The sequence below is a fragment of the Streptomyces sp. NPDC004539 genome (genome assembly GCF_040610055.1).
Classification (GTDB): domain Bacteria; phylum Actinomycetota; class Actinomycetes; order Streptomycetales; family Streptomycetaceae; genus Streptomyces.
In genome coordinates, this window is sequence record NZ_JBEXLS010000026.1 from 137,054 (window position 1) to 161,215 (window position 24,162).

21 protein-coding genes are annotated in these 24,162 nt (G+C 69.5%); 11 read left to right on the forward strand and 10 right to left on the reverse strand.

Annotated features, from left to right (window positions below; genetic code table 11):
- Positions 1–13: 13 nt before the first annotated feature.
- From ABZX85_RS39140 to ABZX85_RS39150, 3 genes are all read left to right on the forward strand, one after another.
- Entirely contained in the window at positions 14–1,096 is a 1,083-nt protein-coding gene (locus ABZX85_RS39140; protein ID WP_355880115.1) for an inositol-3-phosphate synthase, read from the forward strand.
- A 155-nt stretch (positions 1,097–1,251) separates the two neighbouring features.
- Positions 1,252–2,514, forward strand: a complete 1,263-nt coding sequence (locus ABZX85_RS39145) for an MFS transporter (protein ID WP_355880118.1) — start codon at positions 1,252–1,254, stop codon at positions 2,512–2,514.
- A 118-nt stretch (positions 2,515–2,632) separates the two neighbouring features.
- Positions 2,633–3,091 (forward strand): hypothetical protein, encoded by a 459-nt coding sequence (locus tag ABZX85_RS39150; RefSeq protein WP_355880120.1) that lies wholly within the window; start codon positions 2,633–2,635, stop codon positions 3,089–3,091.
- 148 nt (positions 3,092–3,239) lie between these two features.
- Here the strand turns inward: ABZX85_RS39150 and ABZX85_RS39155 are convergent, their stop codons facing one another.
- Positions 3,240–4,637, reverse strand: a complete 1,398-nt coding sequence (locus ABZX85_RS39155; RefSeq protein WP_355880122.1) for a CCA tRNA nucleotidyltransferase — start codon at positions 4,635–4,637, stop codon at positions 3,240–3,242.
- A gap of 282 nt (positions 4,638–4,919) precedes the next feature.
- Between ABZX85_RS39155 and ABZX85_RS39160 the strand changes: the two genes are divergently transcribed.
- From ABZX85_RS39160 to trxA, 7 genes are all read left to right on the forward strand, one after another.
- A complete protein-coding gene (locus ABZX85_RS39160; RefSeq protein ID WP_355880125.1) occupies positions 4,920–7,304 on the forward strand; it encodes a DUF6049 family protein in 2,385 nt (794 codons plus the stop codon).
- Between the two features lie 44 nt (positions 7,305–7,348).
- Positions 7,349–9,628, forward strand: a complete 2,280-nt coding sequence (gene murJ, locus ABZX85_RS39165) for a murein biosynthesis integral membrane protein MurJ (RefSeq protein WP_355880128.1) — start codon at positions 7,349–7,351, stop codon at positions 9,626–9,628.
- 138 nt (positions 9,629–9,766) lie between these two features.
- Positions 9,767–11,476, forward strand: a complete 1,710-nt coding sequence (locus ABZX85_RS39170; protein WP_355880130.1) for a protein kinase family protein — start codon at positions 9,767–9,769, stop codon at positions 11,474–11,476.
- Between the two features lie 26 nt (positions 11,477–11,502).
- Positions 11,503–12,228 (forward strand): RNA polymerase sigma factor SigM, encoded by a 726-nt coding sequence (gene sigM / locus ABZX85_RS39175; RefSeq protein WP_355880132.1) that lies wholly within the window; start codon positions 11,503–11,505, stop codon positions 12,226–12,228.
- Positions 12,225–13,082: a hypothetical protein gene (locus tag ABZX85_RS39180; protein ID WP_355880134.1), complete on the forward strand. Its 858-nt coding sequence runs from the start codon at positions 12,225–12,227 to the stop codon at positions 13,080–13,082. Before sigM ends, ABZX85_RS39180 begins: the two co-directional genes overlap by 4 nt.
- Before the next feature lie 147 nt (positions 13,083–13,229).
- Positions 13,230–14,195, forward strand: a complete 966-nt coding sequence (gene trxB, locus ABZX85_RS39185) for a thioredoxin-disulfide reductase (protein WP_355880136.1) — start codon at positions 13,230–13,232, stop codon at positions 14,193–14,195.
- 40 nt (positions 14,196–14,235) lie between these two features.
- Complete coding sequence (gene trxA / locus ABZX85_RS39190) at positions 14,236–14,568, forward strand: thioredoxin (RefSeq protein WP_355880138.1); 333 nt, start codon at positions 14,236–14,238, stop codon at positions 14,566–14,568.
- A gap of 56 nt (positions 14,569–14,624) precedes the next feature.
- On the opposite strand, the gene ABZX85_RS39195 is transcribed toward trxA, so the two are convergent.
- The 9 genes from ABZX85_RS39195 to rpmH form a co-directional block, all read right to left on the reverse strand.
- Entirely contained in the window at positions 14,625–15,242 is a 618-nt protein-coding gene (locus tag ABZX85_RS39195; protein ID WP_355880140.1) for a GNAT family N-acetyltransferase, read from the reverse strand.
- Between the two features lie 326 nt (positions 15,243–15,568).
- Entirely contained in the window at positions 15,569–16,669 is a 1,101-nt protein-coding gene (locus ABZX85_RS39200) for a ParB/RepB/Spo0J family partition protein (RefSeq protein WP_355880141.1), read from the reverse strand.
- Positions 16,666–17,736, reverse strand: coding sequence for a ParA family protein (locus ABZX85_RS39205; RefSeq protein ID WP_355880144.1), 1,071 nt, complete (start codon positions 17,734–17,736; stop codon positions 16,666–16,668). Before ABZX85_RS39205 ends, ABZX85_RS39200 begins: the two co-directional genes overlap by 4 nt.
- Before the next feature lie 293 nt (positions 17,737–18,029).
- Positions 18,030–18,746: a 16S rRNA (guanine(527)-N(7))-methyltransferase RsmG gene (gene rsmG, locus ABZX85_RS39210; protein ID WP_355880146.1), complete on the reverse strand. Its 717-nt coding sequence runs from the start codon at positions 18,744–18,746 to the stop codon at positions 18,030–18,032.
- A 139-nt stretch (positions 18,747–18,885) separates the two neighbouring features.
- On the reverse strand, positions 18,886–19,398 hold the full coding sequence (locus ABZX85_RS39215) for a R3H domain-containing nucleic acid-binding protein (RefSeq protein WP_355880149.1): 513 nt from the start codon (positions 19,396–19,398) through the stop codon (positions 18,886–18,888).
- A gap of 15 nt (positions 19,399–19,413) precedes the next feature.
- Positions 19,414–20,691, reverse strand: coding sequence for a membrane protein insertase YidC (gene yidC / locus ABZX85_RS39220; RefSeq protein ID WP_355880151.1), 1,278 nt, complete (start codon positions 20,689–20,691; stop codon positions 19,414–19,416).
- Positions 20,692–20,694: 3 nt separating this feature from the next.
- Positions 20,695–21,048 carry a membrane protein insertion efficiency factor YidD gene (gene yidD / locus ABZX85_RS39225; protein ID WP_355880154.1) on the reverse strand — a complete coding sequence of 118 codons (354 nt, stop codon included), beginning with the start codon at positions 21,046–21,048 and terminating at the stop codon, positions 20,695–20,697.
- A complete protein-coding gene (gene rnpA / locus ABZX85_RS39230) occupies positions 21,045–21,416 on the reverse strand; it encodes a ribonuclease P protein component (RefSeq protein ID WP_355880157.1) in 372 nt (123 codons plus the stop codon). The genes yidD and rnpA overlap by 4 nt, the downstream gene beginning before the upstream one ends.
- Before the next feature lie 21 nt (positions 21,417–21,437).
- Positions 21,438–21,575, reverse strand: coding sequence for a 50S ribosomal protein L34 (rpmH, locus tag ABZX85_RS39235; RefSeq protein WP_003975051.1), 138 nt, complete (start codon positions 21,573–21,575; stop codon positions 21,438–21,440).
- 377 nt (positions 21,576–21,952) lie between these two features.
- On the opposite strand from rpmH, the gene dnaA reads away from it, so the two are divergent.
- Entirely contained in the window at positions 21,953–23,896 is a 1,944-nt protein-coding gene (gene dnaA / locus ABZX85_RS39240) for a chromosomal replication initiator protein DnaA (RefSeq protein WP_355880161.1), read from the forward strand.
- The last annotated feature ends 266 nt before the right edge of the window (positions 23,897–24,162 follow it).

The window sequence follows — 24,162 nt, forward strand, 5'->3', positions numbered from 1 at the left end:
GGGAGCAACCGGAATGGGTTCGGTTCGCGTAGCCGTCGTCGGTGTGGGCAACTGCGCCGCGTCGCTGGTGCAGGGAGTCGAGTACTACAAGGACGCCGACCCGGCGTCGAAGGTCCCCGGACTGATGCACGTCCAGTTCGGTGACTACCACGTCAAGGACATCGAGTTCGTCGCCGCGTTCGACGTGGACGCCAAGAAGGTCGGCCTCGACCTCGCGGACGCCATCGGTGCCTCCGAGAACAACACCATCAAGATCTGCGACGTCCCGCACACCGGTGTGAAGGTCCGGCGTGGCCACACCCTCGACGGCCTCGGCAAGTACTACCGCGAGACCATCGAGGAGTCCGAGGCCGAGCCGGTCGACGTCGTCAAGATCCTCAAGAAGAAGCAGGTCGACGTCCTCGTCTGCTACCTGCCCGTCGGCTCCGAGGACGCGGCAAAGTTCTACGCCCAGTGCGCCATCGACGCCAAGGTCGCCTTCGTCAACGCGCTCCCGGTCTTCATCGCCGGGACGAAGGAGTGGGCGGACAAGTTCACCGAGGCCGGTGTCCCGATCGTCGGTGACGACATCAAGTCGCAGGTCGGCGCCACCATCACGCACCGCGTCATGGCGAAGCTGTTCGAGGACCGGGGTGTCGTCCTGGACCGCACGATGCAGCTGAACGTCGGCGGCAACATGGACTTCAAGAACATGCTGGAGCGCGACCGCCTGGAGTCCAAGAAGATCTCCAAGACGCAGGCCGTCACCTCCCAGATCCGCGACCGTGAACTGGGCGCCGACAACGTCCACATCGGCCCGTCCGACTACGTCGCCTGGCTCGACGACCGCAAGTGGGCCTACGTCCGCCTGGAGGGCCGTGCGTTCGGCGACGTCCCGCTGAACCTGGAGTACAAGCTGGAGGTCTGGGACTCCCCGAACTCCGCCGGTGTCATCATCGACGCCGTCCGCGCCGCGAAGATCGCCAAGGACCGCGGTATCGGCGGCCCGATCCTCTCCGCGTCCTCGTACTTCATGAAGTCCCCGCCGGTCCAGTACTTCGACGACGAGGCCCGCGAGAACGTCGAGAAGTTCATCCGCGGCGACGTCGAGCGCTAGAACGCACCTCCGGCGGGTCATGTTTCACGTGAAACACGGCCTGCCGCAGCACCAAAATTCGCTCCTGCCAGGGCTCAGAAGGAAGGTCCCCGAGTCACCCGACCCGGGGACCTTCCTCCGTGTGGAGACACGTGAGCCTGTGTGAGGCTGTGCCCATGTCCGTCGTCCGTGATCTGCGTGTCCTGCTGCGCCTCGGGAACTTCCGCCGTCTGCTCGCCGTACGACTGCTCTCCCAGTGCGCCGACGGCGTCTACCAGGTCGCGCTGGCGACGTATGTGGTCTTCTCACCGGAGAAGCAGACCTCGCCCGGCGCGATCGCCTCCGCGATGGCGGTCCTCCTGCTGCCGTACTCCCTGGTCGGCCCCTTCGCCGGCGTCCTGCTCGACCGCTGGCGCCGCCGTCAGATCTTCCTGTACGGCAACCTGCTGCGCGCGGCCCTCGCCTCGGTCACGGCCGTGCTGATCCTGGCGGACGTGCCGGACTGGCTCTTCTACGGCTCCGCCCTGTGCGTCACCGCCGTCAACCGGTTCGTCCTCGCCGGACTCTCCGCCGCGCTGCCCCGTGTGGTCGACGCCGAGCGGCTGGTGATCGCCAACTCCCTCTCCCCGACGGCCGGTACGCTCGCGGCGACCGCGGGCGGCGGCCTCGCCTTCGGCGTACGGATCGTGGCCTCCGACTCCGACGCGGCGGTGGTCCTGCTGGGCGCGGCGCTGTATCTGTGCTCGGCGCTGATGTCGCTGCGGATGGCCGTCGAACTGCTCGGCCCGGAGCAGGGGCCGGTCCAGCCCCGGCTCTCGGCCGCCCTGCGCGGTACGGCCCGGGGACTCGCGGCGGGCATCCGCCATCTCGCGGCGCCGCAACGGCGGACGGCGGCCTGGGCGCTGGGCTCGATGACGCTCATGCGGTTCTGCTACGGCGCGCTGACCGTCACGGTGCTGATGCTCTGCCGCTACGCCTGGTCCTCGAACCCGGACGACGGTCTCGCGCTCCTCGGTCTCGCCGTCGGCATCTCCGGCGCGGGCTTCTTCGTGGCCGCCGTGGTGACCCCGTCCGCGGTGGGGCGGCTCGGCCCGGTCCGCTGGATCGTCGCCTGCGCCGCCGCTGCCGCGGTCCTCGAACCGGCGCTCGGCCTGCCGTTCGCCGAACTCCCCATACTGGTGCTGGCGTTCCTTCTGGGCCTCGTCACCCAGGGCGCGAAGATCGCCACCGACACGATCGTCCAGTCCGCCGTCGACGACGCCTACCGCGGCCGGATCTTTTCGCTCTACGACGTCCTCTTCAACGTCGCCTTCGTCGGCGCGGCCGGTGTAGCGGCCCTCATGCTCCCGCCGGACGGCCGTTCAATCGCGCTGGTGATAACAATCGCCGTTATCTACGCGGTAATAGCTACGGCTATGCGGCGATTTACCCGTTCTTAAGTTTCACATCAAGGTCACAGATCGTTTTTACGTCACGGCAGTGTCAGTGGTGGCCTGTACTTTACGTGGGTCTTATCTCGCGCCATGGCGCATCCACGTTCCAGGGGGGACTCTCAGCATGACCACTCCGCCTCCGCAGGGCCAGAACCCGTACGCCCAGCAGCCCGCGCCGATGGGGCAGCAGCAGCCCCAGCCGTACGGCCAGTTCCCGGGCCAGGGCGCGCCGGTTCCGCCGCCCGCGCCGCCGAAGCGGAACAAGAAGCTGGTCCGCGTTCTCGGCATCCTCGGGGTGATCGTGGTCGCCGCCGTCGTCAAGGTGGGCATCGGCTCGGTGTTCAACAGCGACAGCGAGGCCGAGACCACCTCGGTCGGCGCCTGCATGCACAACGACGGCGACAACTCCAACCCCGACCTCAGCGAGGTCGACTGCACGTCGGACAAGGCCCAGTACAAGGTGGTCCAGAAGTTCGACAACACGAGCGACGACTCGAAGTGCGAGGCCGTCAAGGACTCCACCATCGCCTACTACCAGATAGGCACGGGCCACAACGTCGTGCTGTGCCTGAAGGAAGTCTGAGCCGGTAGGCAGACGGCTGGTGCCCAAAGCTTGACGGGCAGCCAAGAGGGGCGATGTTTCACGTGAAACATCGCCCCTCTTCATGTCCTGACACGGTGGCCCGCCGACGCATGTTTCACGTGAAACACGGCCCCGGCGAGCCCCCGTCTCAGCCCTGTCCCGCCCACCACTCCTTCAACGCGGCCACCGCAGCCTCATGCTCCATCGGCCCGTTCTCCAGCCGCAGTTCCAGCATGTGCTTGTACGCCTTGCCGATCGCCGGTCCCGGAGTGATGCCCAGGATCTCCATGATCTGGTTGCCGTCGAGGTCGGGGCGGATCGCGTCCAGCTCTTCCCGCTTGCCGAGTTCGACGATCCGCTCCTCCAGCTCGTCGTAGGTACGGGAGAGGCTCGCGGCCTTGCGCTTGTTGCGGGTCGTGCAGTCGGAGCGGGTCAGCTTGTGGAGCCGGTCGAGGAGCGGACCGGCGTCGCGGACATAGCGGCGGACCGCGGAGTCGGTCCACTCGCCGACGCCGTAGCCGTGGAAGCGCAGGTGCAGTTCGACGAGCCTGGAGACGTCCTTCACCTGGTCGTTGGAGTACTTGAGGGCCGTCATCCGCTTCGCCGTCATCTTGGCGCCGACCACCTCGTGGTGGTGGAAGGAGACGCGGCCGTCCTTCTCGAAGCGCCGGGTGCGGGGCTTGCCGATGTCGTGGAGCAGGGCCGACAGGCGCAGGACGAGGTCGGGGCCGTCCTGCTCCAGGTCCATCGCCTGCTCCAGGACGATCAGGGTGTGCTCGTAGACGTCCTTGTGCCGGTGGTGCTCGTCGCTCTCCAGGCGGAGCGCGGGCAGTTCGGGCAGGACGCGGTCGGCGAGGCCGGTGTCGACGAGCAGGGTGAGGCCCTTGCGGGGGTGGGCGGAGAGGACGAGCTTGTTCAGCTCGTCACGGACCCGCTCGGCGGAGACGATGTCGATCCGCTCGGCCATGTCCGTCATCGCGGTGACGACCTCGGGGGCGACCTCGAAGTCGAGCTGGGCGGCGAAGCGGGCGGCCCGCATCATCCGCAGGGGGTCGTCCGAGAAGGAGTCCTCCGGGGTGCCCGGGGTGCGCAGGACGCGTGCCGCGAGGTCGTCGAGGCCGCCGTGCGGGTCGATGAACGTCTTCTCGGGGAGGGCGACGGCCATCGCGTTGACGGTGAAGTCCCGCCGGACGAGGTCCTCCTCGATGGAGTCGCCGTAGGACACCTCAGGTTTGCGGGAGGTTCGGTCGTACGCCTCGGAGCGGTAGGTGGTGACCTCGATCTGCCAGCCGTCCTTCTGCGCCCCGACGGTCCCGAAGGCGATCCCCACCTCCCAGACCGCGTCCGCCCAGGGCCGGATGATCTTGAGAACGTCCTCGGGGCGGGCATCGGTGGTGAAGTCCAGGTCGTTGCCGAGCCGGCCGAGCAGCGCGTCCCGGACCGAGCCGCCGACCAGGGCGAGAGAGAACCCGGCCTCCTGGAAACGGCGGGCGAGGTCGTCGGCGACGGGCGCGACGTCGAGGTTGTCTTTGTTGGCGTTCGGCACAACAGAAAAGGGTACGTGGCCCCGCGAGCCCGAGGCTCCCCGATTACGGTCGGCGGACCCCGTGAAGACGGCCCGCCCGATACCTGCACAGAACCCGCGCCCGCCCCGGCCGAACGCGCTCCCCTATATAAGGGCCCCTTTATACAACTGCATTAGGGACAGTCCGCCCCCACTTTCCGATCTTGTGGACCAGTCCGCGGCACTTACCTTCAGCGCGCATCGTTACCATGCGTGGACGCACATTTCGACGACCACTGACGACGACGAGGGACGGGCGAACGCGTGGCCGAGGCGGCAGACATCCCGGGGTCGACCCCCTCACCTGCCCGCCGCTGGCTGCGGCGCACCGGAGCACTGCTCGCGGGCGCGCCTCTGCTGGCCGGGCTGCTGCTGCCCGCTGCCACGACGGCGCAGGCAGCCGCGCCCGAGGCCCCCAAGGAGGCGGCGGGCACCGGAACGGTCTCCGTCGCCCTGGACTCCCTCACGCCGAACGTCCCCACCGACGGCGACACGCTGACCGTCTCCGGCACGGTGACGAACAACGGCAAGCAGGCCGTCACCGACGCCCACGTCGATCTGCGCGTGGGTTCCGTGCTGACCACCCGCTCGGCCATCGCCGACGTCGCCAAGCGCTCCGACGCCCTGTCCGGCGCCACCGGGAGCCCGGTGGGCGGCGCGTACACCGCCAAGTTCGCCGAGCTCACCCCGGGCGTGGCCCAGCCGTTCACGATCAGCGTCCCGGTCGACAAGCTGAAGCTGGACGGCGACGGGATCTACCCGCTGGGCGTCACCCTCTCCGGCGAGACGGCCTCGCAGTCCTGGGACCAGGTGCTGGGCGCGCGGCGGACGTTCCTGCCGTGGCAGCCCGACGAGCCGGACGCGAGCACGAAGACGACGGTCCTGTGGCCGCTGGTCTCGACCGTGCACGTGACGGCGGAGACGGGCTCGAACCAGCAGCAGACCCCGGTCTTCCTCAACGACGACCTCGCCGCGGAGATCGCCCCCGGCGGCCGTCTGGAGCAGCTCGTCGCGCTGGGCAAGACCCTCGACGTCACCTGGGTGATCGACCCGGACCTGCTGGCCTCTGTCGACGCGATGAGCGGCGGCTACCGCGTCCAGGGCGCCGACGACACCACCGTCGCGGGCACCCACCAGGCCGCCGCGAAGGCGTTCCTCGCCGAGCTCCAGGGCGCCGTCACCGGCAAGGAGGTCGTCGCGCTCCCGTTCGCCGACCCCGACCTGGCCGCCCTCGCCCACAACGGCACGAACGTCACCGGTTCGCTGAACCAGCTCAAGGCCGCCACCGACGTCGCCGCGACGACCGTCGAGACCGTCCTGCACGTCACGCCGAGCACCGACTTCGCCTGGCCGGTGAACGGCGCCGTGGACCCCTCGATCGTCAAGGTCGCCACCTCCGCGGGCGCCGACAAGGTGATCGCCCGCAGCGACAGCCTGGAGGAGTCCGGCGACCTGCCGTACACGCCCTCCGCGGCGCGTCCGATCGGCGGCGGCACCACGGCGGTCGTCGCGGACTACCGGCTGTCGACGGCGTTCCAGAGCGACCTGACGAACGCCTCCGACGCCACGCTCGCCGTCCAGAACTTCCTCGCGCAGAGCCTCGCCCTGAACCTCCAGACCGACAAGCAGCGCAGTGTCGTCGTCGCACCGCAGCGGATGCCGAACGCGAGCCAGGCGCAGGCGTTCGCGAAGGCCGTGACGGCGCTCCAGGGCAGCTCCTGGTCGCAGGCGCAGGGGCTGACGGCGACCGCGGCGGTCAAGCCCGACCCCGGTGCCGCCACGGCCGTGCCCGGGAGGTCGTCGTACTCGTCCTCGCTGCGCAAGCAGGAGATGTCGAAGACGGCGTTCCAGGACATCGCGAACACGCAGGACAAGCTCGACAACTTCATGGTGATCCTGACCGACGAGTCGCGGGTCGTGACCCCCTTCGGGCGGGCCATAAACCGTGAGATGTCGACGTCGTGGCGCGGGCGCGGCACGGCGGCGAGCGCCTACCGGCAGAGCGTCGCGTCCCATCTGACGACGCTCACCGACCAGGTCAGGCTGATCGACAAGTCGGAGACGAAGCTCTCCGGGCGCAGCGCCACGATCCCGGTGACCGTGCAGAACAGCCTCGTACAGGGCGTCGACCACCTGATCCTGCGGATCACCTCGACGAACCCGACCCGCCTGGAGATCGCGGGCAACGACTACGAGGAGAAGAGCATCACGGTCTCCGGCGGGCACAGCACGAGCGTGAAGTTCACCACGTCCGCCAACACCAACGGCAAGACGGCGGTCGTCGCGCAGCTCTTCACCGAGAACGGCCAGCCGTACGGCAAGGAGGTCGTCTTCGACGTCCGGGTCACCGAGATCACGGCCACGGTCATGCTGGTCATCGGCGGCGGTTTCCTGCTGCTGGTGCTGGCCGGCTTCCGGATGTACACCCAGCGCAAGCGCGCCGCCGCCCGCGCGGCGCAGGCCGGCGAGGACGGCACCTCGGAGAACGCCGAGAACACCGAGAGCCCCGAGGGCGCCGCCGCCGGGCCCGCCGAGGAGTCCGCCGCCCGGTCCGGGGCAGCCGACCCGGAGCAGCCGAGTGACGAGACACCGGACACCGCAGCGGAAAGCACGGACCCGTCCGGCACGGGTGAGAGAGTGGACCGTTGAGGATGTCGTGGCCGGTCGGCCCGGGACGATGAGGTGGGGTAACCATGAACGCGCCGTACGACGGTGACCGCGGCCAGGGTGTGGGCGGCTCGGGCCACCCCGAGGGCACGCCGCCGCCCGAGCACGGCCAGGTGCCGCAGCAGCCCGCCGACACCTACCTCCAGGACGCCTTCGCCCAGGACCCCTACCGCGCGCAGGACCTCACCGCGCAGGACCCGGTCGCCGAGGCGCTCTACGACCGCGCCGCGCACCCCCCGCCGCCCCCCGGCACCTACCCCTCCCAGCCGCTCTACGGACAGCCGCAGCAGTCCCCGTACGCCCCCGACCCGCAGGTCTGGGCCCAGCCCCCGGCCCCCGAGCCGGAAGGGCCCACGCAGTACCTGCCGTACGGCGACGACGCGCGCACCACGCAGTTCGTGGGCGTCGACGACCTCGTCACGCACTCCGGCGAGGAACGGCACGAACCCGACGCATTCGCCCACCTCTTCCGCGACCAGCAGCAGGGCGGCAGCCCCCGCCCCGCGCCGGGCCCGCAGTACCAGCCGCCGGCGCCGCAGTTCCAGAAACCGGCTCCCGTCGTGACCCAGGGCCCCGTGGACGACCGGACGATGAACCTCGGTACGACGGTCCCCGAGCCGTCGGCCCCCGTCGAACCGGCCCCCGCGCCCGCCGCCCCCGCCGCCGCCAAGAAGGGCGGCAAGGCGGCCGGGCTGCTGAAGTCCAGCGCGCTGATGGCCGCCGGCACGATGGTCTCCCGCCTCACCGGCTTCATCCGCTCCGCGATGATCGTCTCGGCGCTCGGCATCGGCGTCCTCGGCGACACCTTCCAGGTCGCCTACCAGCTCCCGACGATGATCTACATCCTGACCGTCGGCGGCGGCCTCAACTCCGTCTTCGTGCCGCAGCTCGTGCGCGCGATGAAGGAGGACGACGACGGCGGCGAGGCGTTCGCCAACCGGCTGCTGACCCTCGTCATGGTCGCCCTCGGCGTGCTGACCGCCGCGTCGATCTTCGGCGCGCCGCTGATGATCCGCCTGCTGTCGGACTCCGTCGCCAGCGACCCGGCCGCCAACAGCGTCGGTGTCACGTTCGTCCAGTACTTCCTGCCGTCCATCTTCTTCATGGGCGTCCACGTCGTGATGGGCCAGATCCTCAACGCGCGCGGCAAGTTCGGCGCGATGATGTGGACGCCGGTCCTCAACAACATCGTCATCATCGTGACGCTCGGCATGTTCATCTGGGTGTACGGCACCGCCGCGCGCTCCGGCATGGAGGTCACGAACATCCCGCCGGAGGGGCAGCGCCTGCTCGGCGTCGGCATCCTGCTCGGCCTCGTCGTGCAGTCGCTGGCGATGATCCCGTACCTGCGGGAGACCGGCTTCCGGATGCGGCTGCGGTTCGACTGGCGGGGCCACGGCCTCGGCAAGGCCGTCACCCTCGCGAAGTGGACGTTCCTGTTCGTCCTCGCCAACCAGGCGGGCGCACTCGTCGTCTCCCAGCTGTCGACCATGGCGGGCAAGGACTCGGGGATCGAGGGCACCGGTTTCTCCGCCTACGCCAACGCCCAGCTGATCTGGGGCCTGCCGCAGGCCATCATCACCGTCTCGCTGATGGCCGCGCTGCTGCCGCGCCTCGCGCGCTCGGCCGCCGAGCACGACGCGGGGGCGGTCCGCGACGACATCTCGCAGGGCCTGCGCACCACGGCCGTCGCCATCGTCCCGATCGCCTTCGGCTTCCTCGGCCTCGGCATCCCGATGTGCACCCTGATCTTCGGCTCCGCGGGCACCTCGTCGGCCACGAACATGGGCTTCATGCTGATGGCCTTCGCCCTCGGCCTGATCCCCTACTCCGTGCAGTACGTCGTCCTGCGCGCGTTCTACGCGTACGAAGACACCCGCACGCCCTTCTACAACACCGTCATCGTCGCCGCCGTCAACGCGGGCGCCTCGGTGCTCTGCTACCTGCTCCTGCCGTCCCGCTGGGCGGTCATCGGCATGGCCGGCGCGTACGGTCTGGCGTACGCGATCGGCGTCGGGGTCGCCTGGGCGCGGCTGCGCAAGCGGCTCGGCGGGGACCTCGACGGCGCGCGGGTGCTGCGGACGTACGCGCGGCTGTGCATCGCCTCGGTGCCGGCCGCGCTGCTCAGCGGCGCCGCCTGCTACGGCATCGCCCATGTCCTCGGGCAGGGCGTCACCGGCTCGCTGGTCGCGCTGGTGGCCGGTGGTGTGGTCCTGCTCGGCACCTTCTTCGTCGCCGCACGCCGGATGCGGATCGAGGAGCTCAACTCGCTCGTGGGTATGGTGCGCGGACGACTCGGTCGCTGATCGAGGACCGAGCGCACAACCATCGTCCGCCGCCGTGTGTCGTGCATAGCGGCGGACTGTGGGCACAATTGGTTCGGCGTCGAACGACGCGCACGACGGCCGGGCGTGCGCGATGACTTGGGGAGGCAGGGAACGACGGTGGCGGAACGGAGCACGGCTGCCGTCGACGTGGCAGCGAACGGCGGCGAAGAGCAGCCGACCGCACAGGCGGACGAGTCCACGGCCGACGGCGTGGCCCAGAACCGGGAGCGGGACACGGACAGCGACGAGGTACAGGGGAGTGACGGGACGGAGCGTCCCGGGAAGACCTCGGCACCGGAGCTGCACAGCGGTCACAAACTCGCCAGACGGTACCGTCTCGAAGAGTGCGTCACCCGTCTGGACGGGTTCAGCAGTTGGCGCGCGGTCGACGAGAAACTCCGCCGTGCGGTGGGCGTGCACATCCTGCCCGCCGAGCACACGCGGGCGCGTTCCGTGCTGGCCGCGGCCCGCTCGGCGGCCCTGCTGGGCGACCCGCGGTTCGTGCAGGTGCTGGACGCCGTCGAGGAGAACGACCTCGTCTACGTCGTCCACGAGTGGCTGCCCGACGCGACCGAGCTGACCGCGCTCCTGGCAGCCGGGCCGCTGGAGCCGCACGACGCGTACCAGATGGTCAGTCAGCTCGCCGCGGCGATGGCCGCCGCCCACCGCGAGGGTCTCGCGCATCTGCGGCTCAACCCGAACGCCGTCCTGCGCACCTCCACCGGGCAGTGGCGCATCCGCGGCCTCGCCGTGAACGCGGCGCTGCGCGGCATCACCTCCGACACCCCGCAGCGCACCGACACCGAGGCGATCGGCGCCCTGCTGTACGCGGCGCTCACCCAGCGCTGGCCGTACGAGAACGACGCGCACGGTCTGGCCGGGCTGCCCAAGGACATCGGTCTGATCGCCCCCGACCAGGTCCGCGCCCATGTCCACCGGGGCCTGTCCGAGCTGGCGATGCGCGCCCTCGTCAACGACGGCGCGACCGCCTCCCGGCACGAGGCCGCCTGCACGACGCCCGAGGAACTGGTCAAGGCGATCGGCGAGATGCCCCGCATCCGCCCCCCGGAGCCGGTCTTCACCGCGCCCCCGGAGTACCAGCGCACCACCTACCAGCAGGGCACGTACGGCCGTCCGCCCCACCCCGGCGTCACCCAGCCGGTCCCGACCCCGCCGCCCCCGCTCCAGAGCCGCACCGGCAAGGCCCTGAAGTGGACGGTCTCCGCCCTCCTCATCGCCGCCCTGGGCCTCGGCAGCTGGCAGCTCGCGGAAGTCCTCCTCGACTCACGCGGCTCGGACACCAACCAGACGCAGACCGAGGACGACGGCAACAAGCCGAGCAGCACACCGAAGCCGGTCAAGACGCTCACGATCGAGGACGCCGCCGAGTACTACCCGGACGGCAAGGCGCAGCACCCTGACGACGTGGGGCTGACCTACGACACGAAGGGCTCCACCTACTGGCGGACGTACACGTTCACCGGCGGCCCCACCCTCGCCCCGTTCAAGCAGGGCGTCGGCATCGTCTACGACCTCGGCTCCGAGCAGGAGCTGTCGGGTGCGTCGATAGAGCTGCTCTACGGCGGTGACCACACGACCGGTGCCCTGTACGCCACCGACTCGCTCTCCTCCTCCACGCCTGTCGGCTCGATGACGAAGATCGCCGAGAAGGAGACCACGAGCAACCAGCTCACGTTCTCCGCCAAGACAGCGGTGAAGACGCGGTACGTTCTCGTATGGCTGACGGCGCTGCCGTACTCCGGCAAGGACGAGTACAACGGCGCCGGCTACAAGCAGGCCATAACGAACGTGAAGTTCACGGGCTGACATCTCACCGGAGGGGGAGGAGGCCGATGGCGGAAGGCGCCGGGTTCGACGGTGTGAGCGATCAGGACCTGCTCGCCCGCCATGTGAAAGGCGACCCCGACGCCTTCGGTGAGATCGTGCGGCGGCATCGTGACCGGCTCTGGGCGGTCGCCCTGCGGACGCTGGGGGACCGGGAGGAGGCCGCTGACGCCGTGCAGGACGCGCTGGTGTCGGCGTACCGGGCCGCGCACACCTTCCGGGGGCAGTCCGCCGTCACGACCTGGCTGCACCGCATCACCGTGAACGCCTGCCTCGACCGGGCCCGCAAGGCCGCCTCGCGGAAGACCTCGCCGGTCGACGACACCGAGCGGCTGGAACAGCTCCTGGAACCCCACGAGTCCGCCTCGGCGCCGGTCGAGCGCGGCGATGTGCACCGGCAGCTCATCGAGGCGTTGGGCACCCTCCCGCCGGACCAGCGCGCGGCCCTCGTCCTCGTGGACATGCAGGGCTACCCCGTCGCCGAGGCGGCCAAGGTGCTCGACGTCCCCACCGGCACGGTGAAGAGCCGCTGCGCCCGAGGCCGCGCCAGACTCCTCCCCCTGCTCACCCATCTCCGACCGGAAAACAGCGGTGACGGGAAAGGGCCGGGTACGAGACGGAACCGGGTAGAGGGGACATCCGTCCCACCGACAGCGGATTCCTGCGGCGAGAATCCGGACGGAGCCGGCACCGGCGATTCAGCTACCGCGAAGGGCGGAGGTGGGCGAACGTGACATCGACGACGGACACGACCGGGCACCCGGACATCGCTGAGCTCTCCGACCTCACCGAGGGCCTCCTCACCCCGTCCCGGAGCGCCGAGCTGCGCCATCATCTGGACGACTGCGAACTGTGCGCCGACACCCACGCCTCCCTGGAGGAGATCCGCAGCCTCCTCGGCACCTTCGCGGAGCCGGTGACCATGCCGGACGACGTCGCGTCACGCATCGATGCCGCGCTCGCGGCGGAAGCGGCGTCGAGCGCCCCCGATGTTTCACGTGAAACACCGGTCACCGACCGTCCCTCCGGCCACGCCCGCGCCTCCACCACCGGCCCCGGCCGCAAGGACAAGAACAAGAGCAGCAGCAAGGCCGGCGGCAAGGACCGCCCCCGTATCCGCCGTAAGACCGCGGTCCTCGGTGTCTTCACCGCCGCGGCTCTCGGTCTCGGCTCGGTTCTCCTCTCCTCCCTGCTCGGCGGCAGCAGCGGCACAACGGCGAGTGAGGAACCCACCGCCGCGGACACGATCGCGAAGAGCACCCTGGAGAAAGACGTCTCCAAGCTCGTCTCGGGCCAGACCACGCTCCGCACCCCGAGCGGCGAGGTCGGTATCCAGGGCAGGGTCGAGAGCCCGCACGTGTACCAGGCGCCGAACGTACCGCCCTGCGTCCAGGAGGGCACCGGCCGTACGGGAGCCCCGCTCGGCGCCAAGGAAGGCGTCTACCACGGCAAGGACGTGCTCCTCGTCGTCTTCCGCGACACCGAGGACACCACCCGCGTCGATGCCTACGTCGTCGACACCGCCTGCCGGACCCACCCCTCCGTCAAGGCGACCGTCCTGCTCAGGGCCTCCTACACACAGCCCTGATCCACCGCACCGCCTCGTCTCCGCCGACGCCCAGCCGTGTGCCCGGACACACCGGGAATGCACGCCCCTTAGTATCCGTTGGGTGGGGTGAGAGTTCATTGATGCTCCCACCGGTCGAACGACGCAGCAGAGACGAGGAATCAAGCCGTGAGCGACGTCCGTAACGTGATCATCATCGGCTCCGGGCCCGCCGGATACACGGCGGCCCTCTACACCGCGCGCGCGTCGCTGAAGCCGCTGGTGTTCGAAGGCGCCGTCACCGCGGGCGGCGCCCTGATGAACACCACCGAGGTGGAGAACTTCCCCGGCTTCCAGGACGGCATCATGGGCCCCGAGCTCATGGACAACATGCGCGCCCAGGCCGAGCGCTTCGGCGCCGAGCTGATCCCGGACGACGTCGTGTCCGTCGACCTCACCGGTGAGATCAAGACCGTCACGGACACCGCCGGCACGGTCCACAAGGCCAAGGCCGTCATCGTCACGACCGGCTCCCAGCACCGCAAGCTCGGCCTGCCGAACGAGGACGTGCTCTCCGGTCGCGGTGTCTCCTGGTGCGCCACCTGTGACGGGTTCTTCTTCAAGGACCAGGACATCGCCGTGATCGGCGGCGGCGACACCGCGATGGAGGAGGCCACCTTCCTGTCGCGCTTCGCCAAGTCCGTGACGATCGTCCACCGCCGGGGCTCCCTGCGCGCCTCCAAGGCGATGCAGGAGCGCGCCTTCGCCGACCCGAAGATCAAGTTCGTCTGGGACAGCGAGGTCGCCGAGATCCAGGGTGAGCAGAAGCTCGCCGGGCTGAAGCTGCGCAACCTCAAGACGGGTGAGCTGTCCGACCTCCCGGTGACCGGCCTGTTCATCGCGATCGGCCACGACCCGCGCACCGAGCTCTTCAAGGGCCAGCTCGACCTGGACGGCGAGGGTTACCTGAAGGTCGACGCACCGTCGACCCGGACCAACCTGACCGGTGTCTTCGCCGCGGGCGACGTCGTCGACCACACCTACCGCCAGGCGATCACCGCCGCCGGTACCGGCTGCTCCTCCGCGCTCGACGCCGAGCGTTTCCTCGCCGCCCTCGCGGACGAGGAGCAGGCCGCCGAGAAGACCACCGTCTGATCCCCCTCTCCCCCTGCACAGAAGAACTAAGGAGCCCCCTGTGGCCGGCACCCTCAAGCAAGTGACCGACGCCGACTTCGAAGAGGTCGTCCTCAAGAGCGACAAGCCCGTCCTGGTGGACTTCTGGGCCGAGTGGTGCGGCCCGTGCCGTCAGATCGCGCCTTCCCTGGAGGCGATCGCCGCCGAGTACGGCGAGAAGATCGAGATCGTCAAGCTGAACATCGACCAGAACCAGGAGACGGCGCTCAAGTACGGCGTCATGTCCATCCCGACCTTGAACGTCTACCAGGGCGGCGAGGTCGCCAAGACCATCGTCGGTGCCAAGCCGAAGGCCGCGATCCTGCGCGACCTGGAGGAGTTCATCGCCGAGTAGGGCGATGTTTCACGTGAAACACGAGGGCCGGCCCAGTGGGTCGGCCCTCTTCTCTCTTACAGCGGCCTGAGTACGGGTTCCTTCTGTACCGCCCCCAGCAACCGGTCCAGCGCCAGCTCCACGTCTTCCTTCCAGGAGAGCGTGGTCCGCAGCTCCAGCCTCAGCCGCGGATGAATGACATGCGGGCGGACGGTCTTGAAGCCGACGGCCAGCAGATGGTCGGCGGGGAGCATGCAGGACGGCCCGTTCCAGCGGGCGTCGCCGAACGCCTCGATCGCCCTGAACCCCCGGCGCAGCAGATCCTTGGCCACCGTCTGGACCATCACCCGGCCGAGCCCCTGCCCCTGATACCCCGGCAGGATGAACCCGGTCATCAGCTGCACGGCGTCCGAGGAGACCGGACTCGTGGGGAACGCCGTGGAGCGGGGGACATAGGCGGGCGGCGCGTAGAGCACGAAGCCGACGGGCACCTCGCCGACGTAGACGACCCGGCCGCAGGAGCCCCAGTCGAGCAGGACGGCGGAGATCCACGCCTCCTTCTCCACGGCCGGCGTACCCGCCTTTACAGCGGCCTCTCCGCTGACGGGGTCGAGCTCCCAGAAGACGCACGAGCGGCAGCGCTGGGGAAGGTCCTGGAGGTTGTCCAGCGTGAGCGGTACGAGCCGGCGCCCCATGGAGGCTGTTCCTCGCTTCCTTCGCCCGCGGCACTGCGGGCGGCTGCCAGAGCGCTGCGCTCTCTGAGCAGACTGCCGACGAACCCGCCGACCGCGCCCAGCCCGAGGCCCGCGCTCACCAGTCCGGTCCGGCTCATCGTTCGCATGGCCTCCGCCTCCCCCTCAGAGGTGTCGCCGGTGGATGCGCCATACCGCTCGCATCGTATCCATGAAGCGATTGCCTCGATACGACAGAAAGGCAAAGAGCGGGCCGTGTTCCGGTGGGCACCGGACACGGCCCGCTCACGCTCTCGACAGGGCGTCACGCTCCCCTGTCCGCCGGAGACCTACGCCTCCGCTTCCTCACCGCCGCCACCCTCCAGAAGCCCCTTCTGGAGAGCCGGGCCCTCACCGGGCGCGAGGCTGTCGAGGATGCGCTCCAGATCCTCCATCGAGGCGAACTCGACGGTGATCTTCCCCTTCTTCTGCCCGAGGTCGACCTTCACCCGGGTGTCGAAGCGGTCCGACAGCCGCGTCGCGAGATCCGAGAGCGCCGGGGAGACCCGGGCACCCGCACGCGGTCCCTTGGCGCGCTGCGGGGTCTGCGGACGGGACCCCATGAGGGTGACGATCTCCTCGACCGCGCGCACCGAGAGCCCCTCGGCGACGATGCGGTGCGCCAGCCGGTCCTGCTCCTCCGAGTCCTCCACGGAGAGCAGCGCGCGGGCGTGTCCGGCGGAGAGCACCCCTGCGGCGACCCGGCGTTGGACGGCGGGCGAGAGCTTCAGGAGCCGCAGCGTGTTGGAGACCTGAGGACGGGACCGGCCGATGCGGTCCGCCAACTGGTCGTGCGTGCAGTTGAAGTCCTTCAGCAACTGGTCGTAGGCGGCGGCCTCTTCCAGCGGGTTGAGCTGGGCCCGGTGGAGGTTCTCCAGGAGGGCGTCCAGGAGAAGCTTCTCGTCGTCCGTGGCCCGCACGATCGCCGGGATCGCCTCAAGTCCCGCCTCGCGGCAGGCCCGCCAGCGCCGCTCACCCATGATGAGCTCGTACTGCGCGGGGCCCGTCTGCCGTACGACGACCGGCTGGAGGAGACCGACCTCCTGGATCGAGGTGATCAGCTCGTGCAGCGCGTCCTCGTCGAAGACCTCGCGCGGCTGACGCGGGTTGGGCGTGATCTCGTCGAGCGGGATCTCGGCGAAGTGCGCGCCGATCGGCGGGGCCGGCAGCTCCGGAGCGGTCGGCTCTTCCGATGTTTCACGTGAAACAGGCGCCGGGAGCGTCGCCACCTTCGCCGCGGCCACCCCCCGGTCGGTCGCCAGCAGCGGGAGTGCCGAGGGGGACGCGGAGCCCGCGCCTCCCACGGCCGCCTGCGCCGGGGTCTTCTCCGTCGGGGCAGCGGGGATCAGTGCGCCTAGTCCACGTCCCAGCCCCCTCCGTCGCTCACTCACTGAATCCCCTCCACCAAGTTCGGGTTGTTCTGAGCGCCGATGTGGGCGTGGGGCTCATAGCTGAGACCGACACCCTTCAGCGCGAGTTCTCGTGCCGCCTCAAGATAGGAGAGGGCGCCGCTCGATCCCGGATCGTAGGTCAGCACCGTCTGCCCGTAGCTCGGCGCCTCGGAGATACGGACCGAGCGAGGAATGCTCGTCCGCAGCACCTCCTCACCGAAGTGGGTGCGCACCTCCTCCGCGACCTGCGACGCGAGACGCGTCCGGCCGTCGTACATGGTGAGCAGGATGGTCGACACGTGCAGGGTGGGGTTGAGGTGCCCCCGTACCAGGTCGACGTTGCGCAGGAGTTGGCCCAGGCCCTCCAGGGCGTAGTACTCGCACTGGATCGGGATGAGGACCTCGGCGCCGGCCACCAGCGCGTTGACGGTCAGGAGGCCGAGTGAGGGCGGGCAGTCGATGAGGACGTAGTCCAGCGGCTGCTCGTACGCCTGGATCGCCCGCTGGAGCCGGCTCTCGCGGGCCACCAGGGAGACCAGCTCGATCTCCGCGCCGGCGAGGTCGATCGTGGCGGGGGCACAGAAGAGGCCCTCGACGTCCGGGACCGGCTGGACGACCTCGGACAGGGGACGGCTGTCGACCAGCACGTCGTAGATCGACGGGACCTCGGCGTGGTGATCGATGCCCAGGGCGGTGGAGGCGTTGCCCTGTGGGTCGAGGTCGACCACCAGGACACGGCCGCCGTGCAGAGCCAGGGACGCGGCCAGGTTGACAGTCGTCGTCGTCTTGCCCACGCCGCCCTTCTGGTTGGCGACCACGATGATGCGGGTCTGCTCGGGGCGGGGCAGCCCCTCACCGGCACGACCCAGCGCCTCTACCGCAAGTTGGGCAGCACGACCGATCGGGGTGTCGTCCATCGGGGGCGGTGTTTCACGTGAAACATCGTCCCCCGACGGTTCGGTACGGGGACCGGGGACCGGATCGGTCATCGGTCCCGCGATGTTGGCGTCGGACCGCAAGGATTCACTCTCCTCGACATCAGGCTCGCTATGCACAGAGCCTCCCATGCCTGCGGGGTCATGAACCAGTGAGGTCTGGTCTTCTGTGGAGAAATCCACCTCTGTGGACAACTCCGTTCCCTCATCGAGTGAACCGAGAGGCTTACGGTCGCGGGGTTCAGCCGCGGCGCGGCCACGGCTGATGATGCCGTGCAGCAGGGAGCGACGTTTCACGTGAAACACGATGCCCAGCGCCGGGCGCCGAACGGCCGCGACACTCCGTCAGATATCCACTCAAACGCCGGAGAACGGCAAGCGCCCCGCCTCTGGCCGCAAGCGCCTCGCCTCTGACAGCAAGCAGCTCACCTCCGGCGGCGAGCCCGCCCCGTCCGTGCCGCCTTGGCCCGCTTCGCCGCGAACCGCACGCCGCCGGGGCTCTCCCCGACCTCGACCTTCACAACCGTGGAGAGCGGATCGACGATGCCCTCACCGACGTGGAGGATCGACGTCCCGACCGCACCCAGCTTCGCCAGGGCCGTCGCCGCGCTCTTGAGCTCCTCCTCCGCGGCGTCGCCCTTCAGCGCGAGCATCTCGCCGTAGGGACGCAGCAGGGGGATGCCCCAGGTGGCGAGGCGGTCGAGGGGGGCCACCGCACGGGCGGTCACCACGTGGACGGGCTGGAGCTTGCCCATGACCTCCTCGGCACGTCCCCGCACAACGGTCACATGGTCGAGGCCGAGCAGCTCGACGACCTCACTCAGGAAGTTGGTCCGGCGCAGCAGCGGCTCCAGCAACGTGATCTTGAGGTCGTCCCGGACCAGCGCGAGCGGGATACCGGGCAGCCCGGCGCCCGAACCGACGTCGCACACCGTCACGTCCTCGGGCACGGCCTCGGAGAGCACCGCGCAGTTGAGGAGGTGCCGCTCCCAGAGCCGGGGCACCTCACGGGGGCCGATGAGCCCGCGCTGCACGCCCGTCTCGGCCAGCAGCTCGGCGTAGCGGACCGCGTCCGCGAAACGATCGCCGAATACCTCACGAGCCTGCTCGGGCGCAGGGGGGAGTTCCGCTGCCTCCGTCACGGGGACCGTCCTTCCGTACCGCACCGGCGCACCGAGCACCGGCCGAAACCACCAGGCTGACAAAAGACCGGCCCCGTCTGCACCACAGGACAGACGGGGCTGGGAAAAACGCGTTGACCGAAGCGGTGTTCTACCGCTTTCAGTGAGGGAGCACGACGACGAAGCGCTGGGGCTCCTCGCCCTCGGACTCGCTGCTCAGGCCGGCCGCCTTGACCGCGTCGTGGACGACCTTGCGCTCGAACGGCGTCATCGGCTTGAGGCGGACCGGCTCGCCGGAGTTCTTCGCGTCGGCCGCGGCCTTGGCGCCCAGCTCGGAGAGCTCGGCGCGCTTCTGGGCGCGGTAGCCCGCGATGTCCAGCATCAGCCGGCTGCGGTCACCGGTCTCCCGGTGCACGGCCAGCCGCGTCAGCTCCTGGAGCGCCTCCAGCACCTCGCCGTCCCGGCCGACCAGCTTCTGGAGATCGCGCCCGCTGGAGTCGCTGATGATCGACACAGAGGCACGGTCGGCTTCGACGTCCATGTCGATGTCGCCGTCGAGATCGGCGATGTCGAGCAGACCCTCAAGGTAGTCCGCCGCGATCTCGCCCTCCTGCTCCAGGCGGGTCAGGGTGTCTGCACCCTCGGCGGCGGCGGAGGTGGTGCCTTCCGTCACGGGATGGGCTCCTTCTTACTTCTTGGAGGGGGACTTGGGGCGCTGCTGGCCACCCTTGCGCTGCCCGGACTGGGCCTTGCTGCGGCCACTGCCGGTGCCCGGCTTGGGACCGGCGGGCTTGGCGGCGGGCGGGGTGTCCTGCGGCTCGTCGGACTTGGTGAGCGAGGTCGTCGGAGCGGGTTCGTCGGCGGCCTTGGCGGGGGCGCCGGACTGCCGCTGGGACTTCGACTGCCGCTTGGGCTGCTGGCGCTTGGGGGCGCCGGCGGGCGTCGTCGTACCGTCCTCGTTCTCGATCATCTCGACGTCGCTCTTGGCCACGCTGCCGTCGGCCTGCGCGGCGAGACCGAGCTTGGTCAGGCCGTTGATGAACTTGCGCTCGGCGTCGTTGCGGTCACGGCCCTTGGCGACGATCGCCTTGACGATGACCTTCTCGCCCCGGCGGCGGATCTTGCCGTGGTGCTCGACGTGCTTCGAGAGCCGCTCCAGGTACGCCGCCTGCGCCTTCGAGCCCGGCGTCGGGTTGTTGCGGATGACGAACATCTGCTGGCCCATGGTCCACACGTTGGTGGTCAGCCAGTAGACGAGGACACCGACGGGGAAGTTGATGCCGAAGAAGGCGAACATGACCGGGAAGATGTACATGAGCATCTTCTGCTGCTGCATGTACGGCGTCTTGACCGTGGTGTCGACGTTCTTCGTCATCAGCTGGCGCTGCGTGAAGAACTGCGAGGCCGACATCAGGACGATCATGATGGCGGTGACGACACGGACGTCCGTGAGGGAGGCGCCGAGCTTCTGGACCGTCGCCTCGCTGTCCATGAACTTCACGGCCAGCGGGGCGCCGAAGATGTGCGCCTGACGCGCGCTCGCGAGGAGGTCGTTGTTGATGACCCCGATGGTCTTGCCCGAGGCGATGGCGCTGAGGACGTGGTACAGGGCGAAGAAGAACGGCGACTGGGCGAGGATCGGAAGGCACGAGGACAGCGGGTTGGTACCCGTGTCCTTGTACAGCTTCATCATTTCCTCGGACTGGCGCTGCCGGTCGTTCTTGTAGCGCTCCTGGATCTTCTTCATCTCGGGCTGGAGCGTCTGCATGGCGCGCGTGGCCTTGATCTGCTTCACGAAGAGCGGGATCAGGCAGATCCGGATGAGGATCACCAGAGACACGATCGACAGGCCCCAGGCCCACCCGGTGTCGGGGCCGAAGATAGCCCCGTACACCTTGTGGAACTGGACGATGACCCAGGACACAGGTGTCGTGATGAAGCTGAACAGGCTGGCAATCGTGTCCACTAATCATGCTCCTTGGGCATGGGACGGGGGCTCTGCGGCCGGGCCCGAAGGGCTGGTGCCTTCGGTGGCCGGTTCGGCGGCGGAGGTCCCGCCCGTGCGCGCACGCCAGGCGTCGCGCAGCATCTCGTGCCACCTCGGTCGTTTCCGTGGTGGCACGTGGTCCACACCGCCCAGGGACCACGGGTTGCATCGCAGGATGCGCCAGGCGGTGAGCGCCGTGCCCTTGACCGCGCCGTGCCGGTCGATGGCTGTGTATCCGTAGTGGGAGCACGACGGGTAGTACTTGCACACCGGCCCGAGCAGCGGACTGATCGTCCACTGGTACAGCTTGATCAGGGCCAGCAGCGGGTACTTCATCGCGTGCCCCCTCCCAACAGCCGTCGAAGGGCGGCATCGAGGTCCTGGGCCAGTTGTGCGTGGCCGACGTCACCCGAACCGGGCAACGCTCGTACGACTACCAGGCTACCGGGGGGCAGCAGGGCGAGCCGCTCGCGCATCAGGTGACGCAGCCTGCGCTTCACCACGTTGCGCACGACCGCCTTGCCCACGGCCTTGCTCACGACGAAACCCGCACGCGTCGGGGGAACGCTCTCCCCAGGCGTGTGCGGGTCCGTTGCATCACTGCGAAGGTGGACGACGAGCGTCGGGCGTCCGGCCCGACGGCCTCGTCGTACCGCGGTCGCGAAGTCCTCGCGCCGCCTCAGCCGGTTCTCGGTGGGCAGCACGACGGCATGACCTGACCGGGATCAGGCGGACAGGCGGGCGCGGCCCTTGCTACGGCGGGTCGCGAGAATCGCGCGGCCGGCACGGGTACGCATCCGCAGACGGAAGCCGTGGGTCTTGGCACGACGGCGGTTGTTCGGCTGGAAGGTGCGCTTGCTCACTCGGGGGCTCCAGAAATCAAATCGGGGGCGGCGGGTGCCGTCCTGGCTGTCACCGTGCGCCCACGAGTAGCTCTCGCTTACGCCCGAGTGCACCGCTTCACCGATCACGTGATGCGATCTGTGCCCATCGGAGGCAGGCGGCAGCAGCCATCGACAACTCGACCTGTTTACGGTACGCGGGGCTACGCCATCCGGTCAAACCAGGGGGCCTCGGGAGACACTGTCCACAGCCTGGGGACAACAACTTGAACCGCACCCCACGCGCTGACTACCGTGACTGGACTCCGATTCGTTCCCTTGTCCCCCGACCCACCCGATTTACATCCCGACCCGTCCCGAGATCACACGATCGTGGGACCTTCGAGAGAGCGTGCCCTGTGGCTGACGTACCTGCCGATCTTGCCGCAGTGTGGCCGCGAGTACTGGAGCAGCTCCTCGGCGAAGGTCGTGGCCAGGGGATGGAGACCAAGGACGAACGGTGGCTGCGGCGCACCCAGCCGCTCGCGCTGGTGGCGGACACCGCGCTGCTCGCCGTGCCGAACGAGTTCGCGAAGAACGTCCTGGAGGGGCGGCTCGCGCCGATCGTCAGCGAGAGCCTGAGCCGGGAGTGCGGGCGGCCGATCCGGATCGCGATCACCGTCGACGAGTCCGCGGGCGAGCCCCCGGCTCCGCCGGTCCCGCAGTCCCGGTACGACGAACCCGAGCCGCAGCCGTCGTACGAGAAGCCCGCGTACGACAAGCCCGCCGGCTACGAGCCGCCGTACGAGGACCCCTACGAGGGCGGCTACGGCCGGCGGCGGCCCGAGCCGGGCGCGGAGCGGCCCCTGCCCAGCGTCCGGCCCGCCTACCCCGCCGAGTACCAGCGGCCCGAGCCGGGCGCCTGGCCGCGCGCGGAGCGGGCCGACGAGTACGGCGGGTGGCAGCAGCAGCGGCTCGGCTTCCCCGAGCGCGATCCGTACGCGAGCGCGCCGCCCGAGCCGTACGGGCAGGAGTCGTACGGCCAGGACACGTACCCGCCCGCGCCCGAGCGCCGCGCCGCGCCGGAGCCCTACCGGCCGCCGACGCCGGAGCGACCGCCGTACGAAGCACCGGACCGGCCCGCGTACGACGCTCCCGAGCGGCCTTCGTACGACGCACCCGAGCGGTCCTCCTACGAGGCGCCCGCGCGGCCCGACTACGACCAGCGTGATCCCGTGCGGCGGGAGTTGCCCGAGCCCGCGCACCGGCCCGGGGGGGCGCCCGCGCCGTCCGGCGGTGGGGCCGCGCCCGGGAAGGGGCCCGGGGAGCCGACCGCTCGGCTGAACCCGAAGTACCTCTTCGACACGTTCGTCATCGGCGCGTCCAACCGGTTCGCGCACGCCGCTGCCGTCGCCGTCGCGGAGGCGCCCGCCAAGGCGTACAACCCGCTGTTCATCTACGGCGAGTCCGGGCTCGGGAAGACGCATCTCCTGCATGCCATCGGGCACTACGCGCGGAGCCTGTACCCGGGGACGCGGGTGCGGTACGTGTCGTCCGAGGAGTTCACGAACGAGTTCATCAACTCGATCCGGGACGGCAAGGGGGACAGTTTCCGCAAGCGGTACCGGGAGATGGACATCCTGCTCGTCGACGACATCCAGTTCCTCGCGGACAAGGAGTCGACGCAGGAGGAGTTCTTCCACACGTTCAACACGCTGCACAACGCGAACAAGCAGATCGTGCTGTCCAGTGACCGGCCGCCCAAGCAGTTGGTGACGCTTGAGGACCGGTTGCGGAACCGGTTCGAGTGGGGGCTGATCACGGACGTCCAGCCGCCCGAGCTGGAGACGCGGATCGCGATCCTGCGGAAGAAGGCGGTGCAGGAGCAGTTGAACGCGCCGCCGGAGGTGCTGGAGTTCATCGCCTCGCGGATCTCCCGGAACATCCGGGAGCTGGAGGGGGCGTTGATCCGGGTGACCGCGTTCGCGTCGCTGAACCGGCAGCCGGTGGATCTGGGGCTCACCGAGATCGTGCTCAAGGACCTCATCCCGGGGGGGGAGGACTCCGCCCCGGAGATCACCTCGACCGCGATCATGAGTGCCACCGCGGACTACTTCGGGCTGACCGTCGAGGATCTGTGCGGGACCTCTCGGGGGCGGGCGCTGGTGACCGCTCGGCAGATCGCGATGTATCTGTGCCGGGAGCTGACGGATCTCTCGTTGCCCAAGATCGGGGCGTTGTTCGGGGGGCGGGACCATACGACCGTCATGCACGCCGACCGCAAGATCCGGAATCTCATGGCCGAGCGGCGGTCCATCTACAACCAGGTGACGGAACTGACGAACCGGATCAAGAACGGCTGATTCGGGTACGACGCTGAGGGCGCCCTTCCGTTGTTCGGGGGCGTCCTTCGTCGTTCCCTCCGCGTCTCTCCACAGCCTGTGGGTTTTTTCTCGCCCCCGCCGCCCCTACCCATCCCGTCCCCCAGGGGCTGCCGCCCCTTCGACCCCGCCGCACCCCTCCGGGGGAGGTTGTGGCGTCCCTCGCCGCAAGTGGACAGCGATCGGCCCTGAAGGGGCCTCGTCCTCAAACGCCGGACGGGCTGGAGAGGGGTGGGCTGGGAGGGAGG

Coding starts and splice junctions, on each gene's coding strand:
- ABZX85_RS39140 (WP_355880115.1), top strand. CDS start 14: ATGGGTTCGGTTCGCGTAGCCGTCGTCGGTGTGGGCAACTGCGCCGCG.
- ABZX85_RS39145 (WP_355880118.1), top strand. CDS start 1,252: ATGTCCGTCGTCCGTGATCTGCGTGTCCTGCTGCGCCTCGGGAACTTC.
- ABZX85_RS39150 (WP_355880120.1), top strand. CDS start 2,633: ATGACCACTCCGCCTCCGCAGGGCCAGAACCCGTACGCCCAGCAGCCC.
- murJ (WP_355880128.1), top strand. CDS start 7,349: ATGAACGCGCCGTACGACGGTGACCGCGGCCAGGGTGTGGGCGGCTCG.
- sigM (WP_355880132.1), top strand. CDS start 11,503: ATGGCGGAAGGCGCCGGGTTCGACGGTGTGAGCGATCAGGACCTGCTC.
- ABZX85_RS39195 (WP_355880140.1), bottom strand. CDS start 15,242: ATGGGGCGCCGGCTCGTACCGCTCACGCTGGACAACCTCCAGGACCTT.
- ABZX85_RS39205 (WP_355880144.1), bottom strand. CDS start 17,736: ATGGGAGGCTCTGTGCATAGCGAGCCTGATGTCGAGGAGAGTGAATCC.
- yidD (WP_355880154.1), bottom strand. CDS start 21,048: ATGAAGTACCCGCTGCTGGCCCTGATCAAGCTGTACCAGTGGACGATC.